The sequence below is a fragment of the Enterobacter sp. 120016 genome (assembly GCF_018383635.1).
GTDB classification, from domain to species: domain Bacteria; phylum Pseudomonadota; class Gammaproteobacteria; order Enterobacterales; family Enterobacteriaceae; genus Enterobacter; species Enterobacter asburiae_D.
Genome location: NZ_JAHAWC010000002.1, coordinates 21,984 through 38,246 on the forward strand (window position 1 = coordinate 21,984; position 16,263 = coordinate 38,246).

At 58.4% G+C, this 16,263-nt stretch carries 14 protein-coding genes; 11 read left to right on the plus strand and 3 right to left on the minus strand.

Annotation, left to right across the window (positions count from 1 at the left end; translation table 11 throughout):
• Nucleotides 1-13: 13 nt before the first annotated feature.
• Genes recO through acpS form a run of 3 tightly spaced genes read left to right on the plus strand, consistent with a single transcriptional unit; the run spans nucleotide 14 to nucleotide 1,866 of the window.
• The gene (recO, locus tag KIF87_RS04400; protein WP_159514707.1) at nucleotides 14-721 is read left to right on the plus strand and encodes a DNA repair protein RecO; all 708 of its coding nucleotides are present in this window, start codon (nucleotides 14-16) and stop codon (nucleotides 719-721) included.
• Nucleotides 722-754: 33 nt separating this feature from the next.
• Nucleotides 755-1,486, plus strand: coding sequence for a pyridoxine 5'-phosphate synthase (pdxJ, locus tag KIF87_RS04405; RefSeq protein WP_213328034.1), 732 nt, complete (start codon nucleotides 755-757; stop codon nucleotides 1,484-1,486).
• On the plus strand, nucleotides 1,486-1,866 hold the full coding sequence (acpS, locus tag KIF87_RS04410; protein ID WP_213328035.1) for a holo-ACP synthase: 381 nt from the start codon (nucleotides 1,486-1,488) through the stop codon (nucleotides 1,864-1,866). The genes pdxJ and acpS overlap by 1 nt, the downstream gene beginning before the upstream one ends.
• Here acpS and KIF87_RS04415 read toward each other — a convergent pair.
• Together KIF87_RS04415 and KIF87_RS04420 are read right to left on the minus strand one after the other, a co-directional pair.
• Nucleotides 1,863-2,123 (minus strand): YfhL family 4Fe-4S dicluster ferredoxin, encoded by a 261-nt coding sequence (locus KIF87_RS04415; protein ID WP_213328036.1) that lies wholly within the window; start codon nucleotides 2,121-2,123, stop codon nucleotides 1,863-1,865. The genes acpS and KIF87_RS04415 overlap by 4 nt on opposite strands.
• 46 nt (nucleotides 2,124-2,169) lie before the next feature.
• Nucleotides 2,170-3,018, minus strand: coding sequence for a MurR/RpiR family transcriptional regulator (locus KIF87_RS04420; RefSeq protein WP_023308844.1), 849 nt, complete (start codon nucleotides 3,016-3,018; stop codon nucleotides 2,170-2,172).
• 117 nt (nucleotides 3,019-3,135) lie between these two features.
• On the opposite strand from KIF87_RS04420, the gene murQ reads away from it, so the two are divergent.
• From murQ to tadA, 4 genes are read left to right on the plus strand one after another with little or no spacing between them, the layout of a single operon-like run.
• Complete coding sequence (gene murQ, locus KIF87_RS04425) at nucleotides 3,136-4,029, plus strand: N-acetylmuramic acid 6-phosphate etherase (RefSeq protein ID WP_213328037.1); 894 nt, start codon at nucleotides 3,136-3,138, stop codon at nucleotides 4,027-4,029.
• Between the two features lie 11 nt (nucleotides 4,030-4,040).
• A complete protein-coding gene (locus tag KIF87_RS04430) occupies nucleotides 4,041-5,402 on the plus strand; it encodes a PTS transporter subunit EIIC (RefSeq protein ID WP_213328038.1) in 1,362 nt (453 codons plus the stop codon).
• A gap of 3 nt (nucleotides 5,403-5,405) precedes the next feature.
• Nucleotides 5,406-6,041, plus strand: coding sequence for a phosphatidylglycerophosphatase C (gene yfhb / locus KIF87_RS04435; RefSeq protein ID WP_213328039.1), 636 nt, complete (start codon nucleotides 5,406-5,408; stop codon nucleotides 6,039-6,041).
• Between the two features lie 56 nt (nucleotides 6,042-6,097).
• Nucleotides 6,098-6,604 (plus strand): tRNA adenosine(34) deaminase TadA, encoded by a 507-nt coding sequence (gene tadA / locus KIF87_RS04440; protein ID WP_213328040.1) that lies wholly within the window; start codon nucleotides 6,098-6,100, stop codon nucleotides 6,602-6,604.
• Here the strand turns inward: tadA and mltF are convergent.
• The gene (gene mltF, locus KIF87_RS04445) at nucleotides 6,492-8,042 is read right to left on the minus strand and encodes a membrane-bound lytic murein transglycosylase MltF (protein ID WP_213328041.1); all 1,551 of its coding nucleotides are present in this window, start codon (nucleotides 8,040-8,042) and stop codon (nucleotides 6,492-6,494) included. The two genes, tadA and mltF, sit on opposite strands and share 113 nt — an antisense overlap.
• Before the next feature lie 267 nt (nucleotides 8,043-8,309).
• On the opposite strand from mltF, the gene purL reads away from it, so the two are divergent.
• From purL to glrR, 4 genes are all read left to right on the plus strand, one after another.
• A complete protein-coding gene (gene purL, locus KIF87_RS04450; protein ID WP_213328042.1) occupies nucleotides 8,310-12,197 on the plus strand; it encodes a phosphoribosylformylglycinamidine synthase in 3,888 nt (1,295 codons plus the stop codon).
• Between the two features lie 535 nt (nucleotides 12,198-12,732).
• Nucleotides 12,733-14,160: a two component system sensor histidine kinase QseE/GlrK gene (qseE, locus tag KIF87_RS04455; RefSeq protein ID WP_213328043.1), complete on the plus strand. Its 1,428-nt coding sequence runs from the start codon at nucleotides 12,733-12,735 to the stop codon at nucleotides 14,158-14,160.
• A 1-nt stretch (nucleotide 14,161) separates the two neighbouring features.
• Entirely contained in the window at nucleotides 14,162-14,899 is a 738-nt protein-coding gene (gene qseG / locus KIF87_RS04460; protein WP_193939301.1) for a two-component system QseEF-associated lipoprotein QseG, read from the plus strand.
• Nucleotides 14,886-16,223, plus strand: coding sequence for a two-component system response regulator GlrR (gene glrR, locus KIF87_RS04465; protein WP_054829700.1), 1,338 nt, complete (start codon nucleotides 14,886-14,888; stop codon nucleotides 16,221-16,223). The genes qseG and glrR overlap by 14 nt, the downstream gene beginning before the upstream one ends.
• The last annotated feature ends 40 nt before the right edge of the window (nucleotides 16,224-16,263 follow it).

Sequence of the window (16,263 nt, forward strand, 5' to 3'; positions counted from 1 at the left end):
AGACGACGAACATATGGATGGATGGCAGCGCGCCTTTGTCCTGCATAGTCGTCCCTGGAGCGAAACCAGCCTCATGCTGGACGTCTTCACGGAAGAGTCGGGCCGCGTGCGCCTTGTTGCGAAAGGCGCACGTTCCAAACGTTCTAATCTGAAAGGTGCCCTACAGCCTTTCACGCCGCTGCTGGTACGCTTTGGTGGGCGAGGGGAAGTCAAAACCCTGCGCAGCGCCGAAGCTGTCTCCCTGGCGCTTCCTCTTTCTGGCATCACGCTCTACAGCGGTCTGTATGTCAACGAACTCATCTCACGGGTTCTTGAACATGAGACTCGCTTCTCTGAACTTTTCTTCGATTATCTGCACTGTATCCAGGCGCTAGCTGGCGCAACCGGCACGCCCGAACCCGCCTTGCGCCGTTTCGAACTGGCGCTGCTGGGCCACCTCGGGTACGGCGTAGATTTTCTGCACTGTGCGGGCAGCGGGGACGAGGTAGAAGACACCATGACCTACCGCTACCGTGAAGAAAAGGGCTTCATTGCCAGTATCGTGATAGACAACAGCACCTTTACCGGGCGCCAGCTCCGGGCGCTGTATGAGCGCGAGTTTCCCGATCTGGACACCCTGCGCGCAGCAAAACGCTTTACCCGGATTGCCCTCAAGCCGTATCTTGGCGGCAAGCCCTTAAAGAGCCGCGAATTATTCAGGCAGTTTGTGCCGAAACGTTAGACCACAGAATCGAAAAGAAAACCGAGGATTGTCATGGCTGAATTACTGTTAGGCGTCAACATCGATCATATCGCCACGCTGCGTAATGCGCGCGGCACGGCGTATCCCGATCCGGTTCAGGCAGCGTTTATCGCTGAACAGGCTGGCGCTGACGGCATTACCGTTCACCTGCGTGAAGACCGTCGCCACATTACTGACCGCGACGTGCGCATTCTGCGTCAGACGCTGGACACCCGTATGAATCTGGAGATGGCGGTTACCGAAGAGATGCTGGCCATTGCCTGCGAGACTCAGCCGCATTTCTGCTGCCTGGTGCCGGAAAAACGCCAGGAAGTGACCACCGAAGGCGGTCTGGACGTGGCCGGGCAGCTCGACAAAATGCGCGATGCCTGCAAACGTCTGGCGGATGCCGGTATCCTGGTTTCTCTGTTTATCGACGCCGATTTCGCCCAGATTAAAGCGGCGGCCGACGTGGGCGCACCGTATATTGAAATTCACACCGGCTGTTATGCCGATGCCAAAAATGACGCCGAACAGGCCAAAGAGCTGGAGCGTATCGCCAAAGCGGCCACGTATGCCTCAAGCCTGGGCCTGAAGGTTAACGCCGGTCACGGCCTGACCTACCACAATGTGAAGGCCATTGCCGCCCTGCCGGAAATGCACGAGCTGAACATCGGCCACGCCATCATTGGCCGTGCGGTGATGAGCGGTCTGAAAGAGGCGGTTTTAGAAATGAAACGCCTGATGCAGGAAGCGCGTCAGTAATGGCCATTCTGGGCTTAGGCACCGATATCGTTGAAATAGCCCGCATTGAAGCGGTGATCGCCCGTAGCGGCGATCGCCTCGCAAGACGCGTGCTGAGCGATAACGAGTGGGCCATCTGGGAAGCGCATCAGCAGCCGGTGCGCTTTCTGGCAAAGCGCTTTGCGGTAAAAGAGGCGGCGGCCAAAGCCTTCGGGACCGGCATTCGTAACGGCCTGGCGTTTAACCAGTTCGAAGTATTTAACGATGAGCTGGGCAAACCGAGCCTGCGTCTGTGGGGGGAAGCGCAAAAGCTGGCGGAAAAGCTGGGGGTGAATTACATGCACGTGACGATCGCGGATGAACGCCACTATGCCAGCGCGACGGTGATCATCGAAAGTTAAAGCTTGTCCGCGTGGTGCATCAGGACAAACTTATCCCATAGCTGCTCTTCGCTCTCGAGGTGGGCCGGATCCTTCAGGATGGTATTCGGGATCGGGCACACTTTCTGACAGGTCGGCGTTTCATAGTGGCCGATGCATTCCGTGCAGCGGTCGCTGTTAATCTCATAAATGCTGTCGCCCATCGAAATCGCCTGGTTTGGGCATTCGGGCTCGCACATATCGCAATTAATGCATTTTTTGGTAATTAACAGCGCCATCAGGAAATTCTCAGAAACAACACAAACTGGGCGGGCATTATACGCGTCAAACCAGTTTCTTTACCAGTTCTTCGCTGTGACGAATGCGCTCGGGCGCGCGCTCGAGATCCTGCTGCACCAGCGCCATAAACAGCAGGTCCGTCAGCATCATCTGCGCACTGGTGGACGAGATAGCCGCGCTGCGCGTGGCCTGCTCTTCGGCAATGGTATATAAACAGCGCGTGGCCCGCTGCTGCAGGGCATTCGGAGTAAAACCGGTGATCGCCAGAATTTTACCGCCGACGCGCAGGGCTTCATCGGTGGCCATATTGATTTCACGGCGCTCGCCTGAATAGGAGATAGCCAGCAGCAGATCGTCAGGATCCATCGCCTGTACGGTCGCCAGCAGGGCGTGCATATCCTGCTCGACGATGGCGTTAAGCCCAATTTTCGTCAGCTTCCAGCCGAAGTTACGCGCCACAAGTCCGGACGCCCCGATACCGGTCAGTATGATGCGCCGCGCGCCGCGCAGCATCGCCACGCTCTCCAGCAGCTTCTCTTCCGTATTCACGTCGAGCGTCGCATGCATGGCCGCCACGTTCTCTTTGATCAGCTTTTCGCCGACCAGCCGCATCGGGTCATCGCCGCGGATCTGGTTATGCACCGGCATGGACTGCGGGTTGGGGTTGCTGACCAGCGCTTCGCTGATCGCCAGCTTGAGGGCGGGGAACCCCTTAAAGCCAATCTTCTGCGCAAATTTCACCACGCTGGACTGGCTCACGCCGGCTTCACTCGCCAGCTGCTGCGAGCTGAGATGGCGCGCGTGGTCAGGTTGAGAAAGCAGAAAATCCGCCAGCTTCTTGTCGCTTTGGGCAAAGCCTGCGTAGCGCTGGCGAATGCGAATTAAACAGTTCATACGGTCTCCTGGCGAAAATGTGATTATCTGCGCAAATACGAATTTTGCTCGCCTGAATGAATTTTATATTCCATTATAGTGTGATTATTATGAATTAAAAATTCTTGAGGTACAAAAATGAATCTTGGCTCACTTGTTTCTGAAACGCGTAACCCGCAAACCATGGATCTGGATGCGCTCTCCACCCTGGAGCTGGTTAACCGCTTTAATCAACAGGATACGCTGGTCGCGCAGGCAGTGAAAGAGACATTACCCGAGGTGGCGAAAGCTGTCGATGCGGCGGCGGAAGCCCTCAAGGCCGGCGGCCGTATTATCTACATGGGGGCGGGCACCAGCGGGCGTCTTGGGGTGCTGGATGCGTCAGAATGTCCGCCAACCTTTGGGGTTCCGCATGGTCTGGTCGTTGGGTTGATTGCCGGTGGACCCGGCGCGCTGCTAAAAGCCGTTGAAGGGGCGGAAGATAACAAACAGCTGGGTGAGGATGACCTGAAGGGTCTGAATCTGACCGCGAAGGATCTGGTGGTCGGGCTGGCGGCATCCGGGCGCACGCCGTACGTCATTGGCGGCCTGGAATACGCCAACCAGACCGGCTGCACGACGGTGGCCATCTCCTGTAATCCGGGCTCCCCGATTGCGCAGGTGGCCGCTATCGCTATCTCTCCGGTTGTCGGGCCGGAAGCGCTCACCGGCTCCACGCGCCTGAAATCCGGGACCGCGCAAAAGCTGGTGCTCAATATGATCTCCACCGGCGCGATGGTGAAGTTCGGCAAGGTGTATCAGAACCTGATGGTGGATATGCAGGCCACCAACGTCAAGCTGGTGGATAGAGCATGCCGCATGGTGATGGAGGCGACAGGCGCAGGCCGTGAAGAGGCAGAAGCGGTACTCAAGCAGACCGAGCACGATGTTAAACCGGCCATTTTGATGATTTTAAGCGGGCTGGATGCGGCGACCGCGAGAGCCAAACTCGCTGCGCATAACGGCTTCTTACGGGCGGCATTAGAAAACTAACAGAGGCGTCTATGGACAAAACAGCAGCGCTCGCCAGCGATATCCTGCAGGGGATTGGTGGGGAAAAAAATATTCAGCGTCTCGAAAACTGCATGACGCGCGTGCGCGTCGAGGTGCATAACGACGACCAGCTTGACGTGCCGCGCCTGAAGCAACTCTCCGGCGTCAGCGGCTACGTGAAGCAGGGGCAGCAGCACCAGCTGATCGTCGGGCCGGGGAAAGCTGCGCAGGTTGTCGATGCCATGCGCGCGCTGATGGGTGGTAGCGCGAGCGCGTCGATGGACGATGCGGAGCGCACCAAAGCACAGGCAAAGGCCAAATACAAAGCCCCCATGAGCGATGCGCTGCGTCAGCTGGCAAACGTCTTCATTCCGCTGATCCCGGCGTTTATTGCCTCAGGCCTGATCACCGGGATCATCAACATCCTCAAGCGACCGGATATTGTGGGGGATTTCGCCACGCAGTATCCGAACCTGCTGGGGATTCTGGGGATCTTCGGCAGCGCTGTTTTCGCCATCATGAACATTCTGGTTGGGGTGAATACCGCGAAGGTGTTTGGCGGATCGCTGGCGATGGGTGGGGTAATGGCGGGTATCTTGTCCAGCCCGCAGCTGGCGCAGATAACGCTGTTTGGCGAGGCGCTCCAGCCCGGGCGCGGCGGGGTGATCGCCGTGCTGCTGGTGGTCATCCTGATGTGCTGGATCGAGAAAAGGCTGCGCGCGATCCTGCCTGGCTCGATCGAGCTGATCCTCAACCCGCTGCTGACCACGTTAATTACCGGTAGCGTAGCGATTGTGGCCCTCCAGCCGTTAGGCGGGTGGATCTCTGAAGCCATCGCTCACGGTGCATCTCTGGCTATTGACCGCGGCGGCCTGCTGGTGGGCGCTGTGCTTTCCGGTACCTTCCTGCCGCTGGTGCTGACCGGTCTGCACCAGGGGCTGGTGCCGATCCACGTCGAGCTGGTGCAGTCGCACGGCTATAACGCGCTGCTGCCTATCCTGTCGATGGCGGGCGTGGGGCAGGTGGGCGCGGCGATTGCCGTACTGATGAAAACCCGCAACGCGCGTCTGAAAAAAATGATTAAAGGCGCACTCCCGGTCGGACTGCTCGGCATCGGCGAGCCGCTGATTTTCGGCGTTACGCTGCCGCTGGGTAAACCGTTCCTCGCCGCCTGTCTGGGCGGCGCGGTGGGCGGGGCGCTCATTAGCTACTGGAAAGTCGCTACCGTTATCACCTTTGGGCTTTCCGGTTTACCGCTGGCATTAACCATCGTGACCGGAAAAGTGATGCTCTATCTGTTAGGCTATTTAGTAGCGGTGATCGCCGGGTTCCTGTTTACCTGGCTGTTAGGTTTCAACGACCCAGAGGAGTAAGGTTTGGCAAATCACGGGCGTCGCGTTGTCTTTTTCGACCTGGATGGAACGCTGCATCAGCAGGATATGTTTGGTACGTTTATGCGTTACCTGCTGCGGCGTCAGCCTTTGAATGCGCTGCTCGTGCTACCGCTCTTACCGGTTATCGGTATCGCGCTGCTGGTGAAAGGCCGGGCGGCGCGATGGCCGATGAGCCTGCTGCTGTGGGGATGTACCTTTGGGCACAGCGAAGCGCGGCTCAAACAGCTCGAAAAGGATTTTGCGCACTGGTTTCGCGGCCACGTCGCCGCCTTTCCGGTGGTGCAGGCGCGCCTGACCAGCTACCTCGACGCGAACGATGCCGACATCTGGCTGATTACCGGCTCCCCGCAGACGCTGGTGGAGCAGGTCTATTTTGATACCCCCTGGCTTCCGCGCGTGAATCTTATCGCCACGCAAATCGCCCGCGGCTACGGCGGCTGGGTGCTGACTATGCGCTGCCTGGGGCATGAAAAAGTGGTCCAACTGGAGAAACGCATCGGTACGCCGCTGCGCCTGTACAGCGGCTACAGCGACAGCAAGCAGGACAACCCGCTGCTCTATTTTTGCCAGCACCGCTGGCGCGTCACGCCTGCGGGCGAACTTCAGCAACTCGAATAGTCTTCTCTAAAACGGGCGTGTATAATGCCGCCCGCTTTCGACTGGAGTATCAACCGTTGTCCAACCCTGAATACAATCATGAATACTGGATGCGCCATGCGCTGACGCTGGCTCAACGCGCCTGGGAAGAGGGCGAAGTGCCCGTGGGCGCGGTGCTGGTTCATAACAACCAGGTGATTGGCGAAGGTTGGAACCGTCCTATTGGACGCCACGATCCTACAGCCCACGCGGAAATCATGGCGCTTCGCCAGGGCGGTCTGGTGCTGCAAAACTATCGCCTGCTTGATACCACGCTGTATGTGACGCTGGAGCCGTGCGTGATGTGCTCCGGCGCGATGGTGCACAGCCGGATCGGGACTCTGGTTTTCGGCGCGCGGGATGAAAAAACTGGTGCGGCCGGTTCGCTGATGGACGTGCTGGGTCACCCGGGCATGAACCACCAGGTGAAGACTATCGGTGGGGTGCTTGCACCAGAGTGTTCGGGGCTATTAAGCGATTTCTTTCGAATGCGCCGTCAGCAGAAAAAGCAGCAAAAGGCAAAATTGAAGCTGTCGGACGATTAAGCTCGTCCGGCGCCACGACCGGGTAACTTTGAGCCAGCTGTTTGGCCTCCGTCGCCTCTTTCTCTTTCTCCAGCAGATACCCAACCAGGCTAATCTGATATTTACGGATATTTTCCACGTAGGCGTAGGCTTCATGCCCGCGCGCGTAGCCGTATGTCAGCTTGTTATACCATGGCTTCTGGCTAAGCAGCGGCAGGCGCTGCTTAACGTCTGACCAGCTGTCCGGGTTACCTTTCGTTTTGGCCGTCAACGCGCGTGCATCAAGCATATGCGCGTAGCCCATATTGTAGGCCGCCAGCGCAAACCAGATCCGCTCTTCTTCCGGCACCGTTTCCGGTACTTTGGCCATCATATCCTGCAGATAGCGCGCGCCGCCGCTGATGCTCTGTTCGGCATCGGTCCGGTCATTCACGCCCAGGCTCAGCGCGGTATTTTTGGTTAACATCATCAAACCGCGTACGCCCGTGGGCGACGTGGCCTGGGTGTCCCAGTGGGATTCCTGATACGAAATAGCCGCCAGCAGCTTCCAGTCAATCTCCTGGGCGTATTTTTCGAACAACGGCTGCAGGTCCGGCAGGACGCTGTCTACCGCGCGCAGGAAGCTGCGGGTGTCAACGTAGTCAAAGTCATCACCGTGCCCGAGGTACTTCTCCTCCAGACGCGCCAGGGTACCGTCTTCATTGATGGTGTTGAAGAAATCGAGCATCGCGGCAGAGAAGGTCTGATCGTCATCAAGCTGGCTAAACCAGGTCACGGGCTGCTCGTCGGTGACGTCCAGCGCCACGGCGATTTCAGGATGCACCCGCTGGAACAGGCTGATCGCAACCGAATCGGCGATGGTGTAGGGCACTTTCTGGTCTTTTACCTGCTCCAGCAGCTCCGTCGTGCCAAGTTTCGGATCCACCGTCCAGCTCAGGTCGAGATATTTCTTCTCCTTGAGCTCACGCAGATCGTCAATCACCACGTGGCCGGGCGCAATCGTCAGTTGCCGATCGTTAATCGAGGCCAGCGAGCGCGGGCGCAGGCTCCCGACGCGGTAAACCAGCTGCTGCGAAACGGAATAGTAGGTCGGGCCTGGCTGGTAGTTCTTGCTGCGCTCGCTGTTATACACCAGCCCGGCGGCAAGCATATCGGCATCGTCGTTATCGAGGTCGTCAAACAGCTGGTTGATATTCTGGCGGACGGTGATTTTAAGCTTCACGCCAAGATAATCGGCGAACTGTTGTGCCAGCTCGTAATCCAGGCCAATGATTTTGCCGTTGATGTCGCTGTAAATCAGTGGAGAGTTGAGGGTACTGACGCGCAATTCCCCCCGCTCCTGAATGGCGGCGATACGGTTTTCGGCTTTGCCGAACCAGGGGATGGAAGGCCAGAGGGCCACTGCCAGCAGCAACGTTACAATGCCGATGAGCAGATAATTAATCTTTAATTTTTTCAATTAGTTAATTCTCTGCGACGCCGGTTGCCTCAGTCTGCTGTAGCCATGTTAATCATAAGGTTTGCCATTGAATGAGCGGCATTTTGCGTAAACTTGCGCCACTTGGCAACCAATTAGAGAGACAGGTCACATCTATTGTTAAATCTCCGTGCAAATTTTATTTCGACGCAAACGGTTTCGTCGGCGCTCAGGATTCTCTATAATGACGCCCGTTTTCCCCCCTTGCGCACACTGTAAGCGCCCCGGCGCTTCGAAGACGAGAGACTTATGATGGAAATTCTGCGTGGTTCGCCTGCACTGTCTGCCTTCCGTATCACTAAACTGCTGGCACGTTTTCAGGCGGCCGACCTTCCGGTAAGCAATATTTACGCTGAGTATGTCCATTTTGCTGACCTGAATGCCCCCCTCAATGCAGAGGAGCGCGTACAGCTGGAACGCCTGCTCAAGTATGGTCCAAGCCTGAGCAGCCATACGCCAACCGGCAAACTGATCCTTGCGACGCCTCGTCCGGGCACCATCTCCCCCTGGTCTTCCAAAGCCACCGACATCGCCCACAACTGCGGCCTGAACCAGATTAACCGTCTGGAACGCGGCGTGGCGTACTACGTGGAAGCCTCTACCCTGAGCGACGCGCAGTGGCAGGCGGTTGCGGCTGAACTGCACGATCGCATGATGGAGAGCGTATTTGCCTCTCTCGATGACGCGCAGAAGCTTTTCTCTCACCATCAGCCTGCGCCGGTACAGAGCGTAGACCTGCTGGGGCAGGGCCGCCAGGCGCTGATTGACGCCAACCTGCGTCTCGGCCTGGCGCTGGCAGAAGACGAAATCGACTACCTGCAGGATGCGTTTGTTAAGCTCAACCGTAACCCGAACGACATCGAACTCTACATGTTCGCGCAGGCTAACTCTGAGCACTGCCGCCACAAGATTTTCAACGCCGACTGGATTATTGACGGCGAACAACAGCCGAAGTCGCTGTTCAAAATGATCAAAAACACCATGGAGCAAACCCCTGACCACGTGCTGTCTGCCTATAAGGACAACGCCGCGGTAATGGAAGGTTCCGAGGTGGGCCGCTTCTTCGCCGATCGCGAAGCAGGGCGCTATGACTTCCATCAGGAGCCCGCGCATATTCTGATGAAAGTGGAAACCCACAACCACCCGACGGCGATATCCCCGTGGCCGGGTGCGGCGACCGGCTCCGGCGGCGAAATCCGTGACGAAGGTGCGACCGGTCGTGGCGCTAAGCCTAAAGCGGGTCTGGTCGGATTCTCCGTTTCCAACCTGCGTATCCCGGGCTTTGAACAGCCGTGGGAAGAAGATTTCGGCAAGCCAGAGCGCATTGTGACTGCCCTGGATATCATGACCGAAGGCCCGCTGGGCGGCGCGGCGTTTAACAACGAGTTTGGCCGTCCGGCGCTGAACGGTTACTTCCGTACCTATGAAGAGAAGGTGGACAGCCACAACGGCGAAGAGCTGCGCGGCTACCACAAGCCGATCATGCTGGCGGGCGGGATCGGCAACATCCGTGCCGATCACGTGCAGAAAGGCGAGATCGTCGTCGGCGCGAAGCTGATCGTGCTCGGCGGCCCGGCGATGAACATCGGTCTGGGCGGTGGCGCGGCCTCTTCTATGGCCTCCGGCCAGTCTGACGCGGATCTCGACTTCGCCTCCGTGCAGCGTGACAACCCTGAGATGGAGCGTCGCTGCCAGGAAGTGATCGACCGCTGCTGGCAGCTGGGCGATGCCAACCCGATCCTCTTCATCCACGACGTGGGCGCGGGCGGTTTGTCCAACGCTATGCCGGAGCTGGTGAGCGACGGCGGTCGCGGCGGTCGTTTCAACCTGCGCGATATCCTGAGCGATGAGCCGGGCATGAGCCCGCTGGAAATCTGGTGTAACGAATCCCAGGAGCGCTACGTGCTGGCGGTTGCTGCGGATCAGCTGCCGCTGTTTGACGAGCTGTGCCGCCGCGAGCGTGCGCCGTATGCCGTCATCGGTGAAGCGACCGAAGAGCAGCATCTGAGCCTGAGTGACACCCACTTTGACAACCAGCCGATCGATCTGCCGCTCGACGTTCTGCTCGGTAAAACGCCGAAGATGACCCGCGACGTAACGACCCGCAAAGCGGCGGGCAAAGCGCTGGATCGCCAGGGCATTACCGTTACCGACGCGGTTAACCGCGTGCTGCACCTGCCTGCCGTGGCGGAGAAAACCTTCCTCGTGACCATCGGCGACCGCACCGTGACCGGTATGGTATCGCGCGACCAGATGGTCGGCCCGTGGCAGATCCCGGTTGCTAACTGCGCCGTGACCACCGCGAGCCTCGACAGCTACTACGGCGAAGCGATGGCTCTCGGCGAACGCACCCCGGTGGCGCTGCTGGACTTCGCGGCCTCTGCCCGTCTGGCCGTCGGTGAAGCGCTGACCAACATCGCCGCGACGCAGATTGGCGATATCAAACGCATTAAGCTCTCCGCAAACTGGATGGCCGCAGCCGGTCACCCTGGCGAAGATGCTGGCCTGTATGAAGCCGTGAAAGCGGTGGGCGAGGAGCTGTGTCCTGCCCTCGGCCTGACCATTCCGGTGGGCAAAGACTCCATGTCGATGAAAACCCGCTGGCAGGAAGGCAGCGAGCAGCGCGAGATGACCTCTCCGCTGTCGCTGGTGATCACCGCGTTTGCCCGCGTGGAAGACGTGCGCCACACCGTTACGCCGCAGCTTGCGACCGAAGACAACGCCCTGCTGCTGATTGACCTGGGTAAAGGCCACAACGCGCTGGGTGCCACCGCGCTGGCGCAGGTTTACCGCCAGCTCGGCGACAAGCCAGCCGACGTTCGCGACGTTGCCCAGCTTAAAGGCTTCTACGATGCCATCCAGGCGCTGGTGGCGCAGCGTAAGCTGCTGGCCTACCACGACCGTTCCGACGGCGGCCTGCTGGTGACCCTGGCAGAGATGGCCTTCACCGGCCACTGCGGCGTGGAAGCGAACATTGCCACGCTTGGCGAAGACCGTCTGGCGGCGCTGTTCAACGAAGAGCTGGGTGCCGTGATTCAGGTACGTGCGGCGGATCGCGACGCGGTTGAAGCCATTCTGGCGAAGCACGGTCTGGCAGACTGCGTGCACTATCTGGGTAAAGCCGTTCAGGGCGACCGCTTCGTCATTGAAGCAGACGGTCACGCCGTGTTCAGCGAAAGCCGCACCACGCTGCGCATGTGGTGGGCGGAAACCACCTGGCAGATGCAGCGCCTGCGTGATAACCCGGAATGCGCCGACCAGGAACACAACGCCAAGGCTAACGACAACGATCCAGGCCTGAACGTGAAGCTCTCCTTCGACATCAACGAAGACATTGCCGCGCCGTACATTGCGACCGGCGCGCGTCCGAAAGTGGCGGTGCTGCGCGAGCAGGGCGTTAACTCTCACGTTGAGATGGCGGCTGCCTTCCACCGCGCGGGCTTTGACGCTATCGACGTCCACATGAGCGACCTGCTGGCCGGGCGTACCGGTCTGGAAGATTTCCAGGCGCTGGTGGCGTGCGGCGGCTTCTCCTACGGCGACGTGCTGGGCGCGGGCGAAGGCTGGGCGAAGTCCATCCTGTTCAACAGCCGCGTGCGCGACGAGTTCGAAACCTTCTTCCACCGTCCGCAGACCCTGGCGCTGGGCGTGTGTAACGGCTGTCAGATGATGTCTAACCTGCGCGAGCTGATCCCGGGCAGCGAAGCCTGGCCGCGCTTTGTGCGCAACCAGTCTGACCGCTTCGAAGCGCGCTTCAGCCTGGTGGAAGTGACCCAAAGCCCGTCTCTGCTGCTGCAGGGGATGGTCGGTTCACAGATGCCAATCGCCGTTTCCCACGGTGAAGGTCAGGTAGAAGTGCGTGATGCTGCGCATCTGGCTCAGCTGGAGAGCAAAGGCCTGGTGGCGCTGCGCTTTGTCGATAACTTCGGCAAGGTGACAGAAACCTACCCGGCTAACCCGAACGGCTCCGCCAACGGTATTACGGCAGTGACCAGCGAAAGCGGTCGCGCGACCATCATGATGCCGCACCCGGAACGCGTGTTCCGTACCGTGAGCAACTCCTGGCACCCGGAAAACTGGGGCGAGGACAGCCCGTGGATGCGTATCTTCCGTAACGCGCGCAAACAGCTGGGTTAAGTTTTAGCACCCTAACCCTTGTAGGCCCGGTAAGCGTAAGCGCCACCGGGCTTTTTTATGCGTGTCGCAAAACTGCGACAAAGAGGGTATGCGACTGTCTCTAAATGGAGACACTTAACTCATTGATTTATATATGGCAGTAAAGGTTCCCGTTAAGGTGTTGCTTAATAGCGACACTTAGCCTGGAAATCATTCAACCGATAATTAATCGGTTAAACGAGTAAAAATCATATATTTCAATGTGTTAATATTTTGTTTTGCATTCTGGCACGGGTGTTGCATAATATTAACCAGTGGCTCATTCACCTTCTTATGTCAGCCCCTTCGGGACGCGCTACATAAACTTCGAATGACGCACAAAAAGGTGCCTGCCGTCCAACTACTGATCATAGCGATGCTTTATCAGGCCAGGGCGAAACGTCGAGTTAGGCACCGCCTCATTCCATGACAAAGCCGGGTTTTTACCCGGCTTTGTTGTATCTGAAGGGCAGACTCAGTTACGCTCTGCGTAAACCCCCATTAAGAGAGTAATGCGTTGAAACGCTGGCCCGTTTTCCCCCGTTCCCTGCGGCAGCTCGTCATGATGGCCTTCCTGCTGATCCTGCTGCCGCTGCTGATCCTTGCCTGGCAGGCGTGGCAAAGTCTGAACGCGCTGAGCGCGCAGGCGGCTTTGACCAACCGCACGACGCTCATCGACGCCAGGCGCAGTGAAGCGATGACCAACGCCGCGCTGGAGATGGAGCGTAGCTATCGTCAGTATTGCGTGCTTGACGATCGGACGCTGGAAAAGGTTTATCAGAGTCAGCGTAAACGCTACAGCGAAATGCTGGACGCTCACGCGGGGGTTTTGCCTGACGACAAGCTCTATCAGGCGTTACGTCAGGATTTGAACGATCTTGCGCAGCTGCAGTGCAGCAACAGCGGCCCGGATGCCGCCGCCGCCGCGCGTCTTGAAGCTTTTGCCAGCGCCAACACCGAGATGGTGCAGTCAACGCGCACGGTGATTTTCTCTCGCGGCCAGCAGCTCCAGCAGGAGATTGCCGAGCGCGGCCAGTTCTTCGGCTGGCAGGCGCTGGTGCTTTTCCTGGTGAGTCTTGGGCTGGTACTGCTCTTTACCCGCATGATCATCGGCCCGGTGAAGGGCATTCAGCGTATGATCAACCGCCTGGGAGAGGGAAAATCGCTCGGGGATACGGTCGCTTTTAAAGGCCCTCGCGAGCTGCGATCCGTCGGCCAGCGCATTATCTGGCTGTCCGAGCGCCTGGCGTGGCTCGAATCTCAGCGCCATCAGTTTCTGCGCCATATCTCTCATGAGCTTAAAACGCCGCTGGCCAGCATGCGTGAAGGAACGGAGCTGCTGGCGGACGAAGTGGCCGGGCCCCTTACGCCAGAACAGAAAGAAATTGTCGAGATCCTGGATAACAGCAGCCGTAATCTGCAAAAGCTAATTGAGCAACTGCTGGACTACAACCGCAAGCTGGCAGACGGGGCGGTCGTACTGGAAAACGTTGCGATTGAGCCGCTGGTGGATATGGTGATCTCCGCCCATAGCTTGCCAGCAAGAGCTAAAATGATGCATACCGGCGTCGAGCTGAATGCGCCTGCGTGCCTGGCTGAGCCCATGCTGCTGATGAGCGTTCTGGATAATCTTTACTCCAATGCGGTGCACTATGGTACTGAATCCGGTAACATTTATATCCGAAGTAATACGAATGGTTCACGGGTGTTTATTGACGTCGCAAACACCGGCACCCCGATCCCCGATGACGAAAAAATCATGATCTTCGAACCCTTTTTCCAGGGGAGTCATCAGCGGAAAGGCGCGGTTAAAGGAAGCGGGCTGGGCTTGAGCATCGCCCGGGACTGCATACGACGCATGCAGGGTGAGCTAAACATTGCCGCGGACGAACGTTCAGATGTTTGCTTCCGTATCGAACTGCCCCTGAGCCGGAAAAATCAATAAAATGAATCTATGTCTGGTGAGTATGTCACACGTCTTTTTCCGCGCCGTACGCGCGGTGTTTTCCTGCAACACGCTTCGCCTGAGCCTGCCCTGTTTATTTCTGGCTGGGTGTGTTTCCCATACGCCACAAAGTGCCATTAGCGATAAACAAGAAGATAAATGGCCCGATAACCAGCTGGCAGATTTCCTCTCCACCCGCTGTGAAGACATCTGGAACCTGTCAGGACATGACGTTGAAAGCAACCCGCTGTTCTGGCTGCGTGGAATAGATTGCGCCCAGCGTCTTGCGCCGGTAGACGCCCGTTCGAAGGCGGCGATGCTGGATGACGACACCTGGCAGGACGCGTTCAAGCGTGGGATTTTACTCGCAGATGCGAAAATCACCCCCGTTGAACGCCGCGTCAATGTGACCCGACTGGACACGTTTGTGGTCAATCTTCCGGTACAGGTACGCCCGGTATACCAGCTCTGGCGCGATGGGCAGACATTACAGCTTCAGCTGTCTGAAGAGCGCTCCCGCTACAGCAAACTGCAACAGTCAACCGACAGCGAGCTTGATACGCTGCGTCAACAGCAGCAACATTTACGTACGCAACTGGATACCACGACGCGCAAGCTGGAGAACCTGACCGATATCGAAAGGCAGCTTTCGTCGCGTAAATATCAGCCGGGGAGTTCATCCGCGGCACCGGATAGCGATACGCCGAAACAAGAGGATGTGAAGCATGACGAGCCGTAAACCTGCCCATCTGTTACTGGTGGATGACGATCCCGGGCTGTTAAAGCTGCTGGGCATGCGTCTGGTGAGTGAAGGCTACAGCGTCGTGACCGCTGAAAGCGGGCTGGAGGGACTGAAGATCCTCACCCGCGAGAAAATCGATCTGGTGATAAGCGATCTGCGGATGGATGAAATGGATGGCCTGCAGCTATTTGCGGAGATCCAGAAGCAGCAGCCGGGTATGCCCGTGATTATCCTGACGGCGCACGGGTCGATCCCGGATGCCGTTGCCGCGACGCAGCAGGGGGTCTTCAGCTTCCTGACCAAGCCGGTGGACAAAGACGCGCTCTATAAGGCCATCGACAGCGCGCTGGAACATGCTGCCCCGGCGGGGGATGAAGCATGGCGAGAGTCCATCGTCACCCGCAGCCCCATTATGCTGCGTCTGCTTGAACAGGCCCGGATGGTGGCGCAGTCCGACGTCAGCGTGCTCATCAACGGCCAGAGCGGAACCGGGAAAGAGATCCTGGCGCAGGCAATCCATAACGCCAGCCCGCGCAGTAAAAACGCCTTTATCGCCATTAACTGCGGCGCGCTTCCGGAACAGCTGCTTGAATCTGAACTGTTTGGTCACGCCCGCGGCGCATTCACCGGCGCGGTGAGCAGCCGGGAAGGGCTGTTCCAGGCAGCAGAAGGTGGCACGCTGTTCCTGGACGAGATTGGCGACATGCCCGCGCCGCTGCAGGTCAAACTGCTGCGCGTGCTGCAGGAGCGAAAAGTTCGCCCGCTGGGCAGCAACCGCGACATTGATATTAATGTGCGAATTATTTCCGCCACCCACCGCGATCTGCCAAAAGTGATGGCCCGCAACGAGTTTCGCGAAGATCTCTACTACCGCCTGAACGTGGTGAACCTGAAGATCCCGGCGCTGGCGGAACGGGCGGAAGACATTCCGCTGCTGGCGAACCACCTTTTGCGCCAGGCGGCCGATCGCCATAAACCGTTCGTCCGCGCGTTTTCCACCGACGCGATGAAGCGGCTGATGGCCGCAGGCTGGCCGGGCAACGTGCGTCAGCTGGTGAACGTGATTGAGCAGTGCGTGGCGCTGACCTCGTCACCGGTGATCAGCGATGCGCTGGTGGAGCAGGCGCTGGAGGGGGAAAACACGGCCCTGCCGACGTTTGCCGAAGCGCGGAATCAGTTTGAGCTCAACTATCTGCGCAAGCTATTGCAGATCACCAAAGGCAACGTGACCCACGCGGCGCGCATGGCCGGACGCAACCGCACCGAGTTCTACAAGCTGCTGTCGCGCCACGAGCTGGAAGCAAACGATTTTAAAGAGTAATGCCGTATGGTACTGTGAGCAATCGATTACGAGGCAGCTT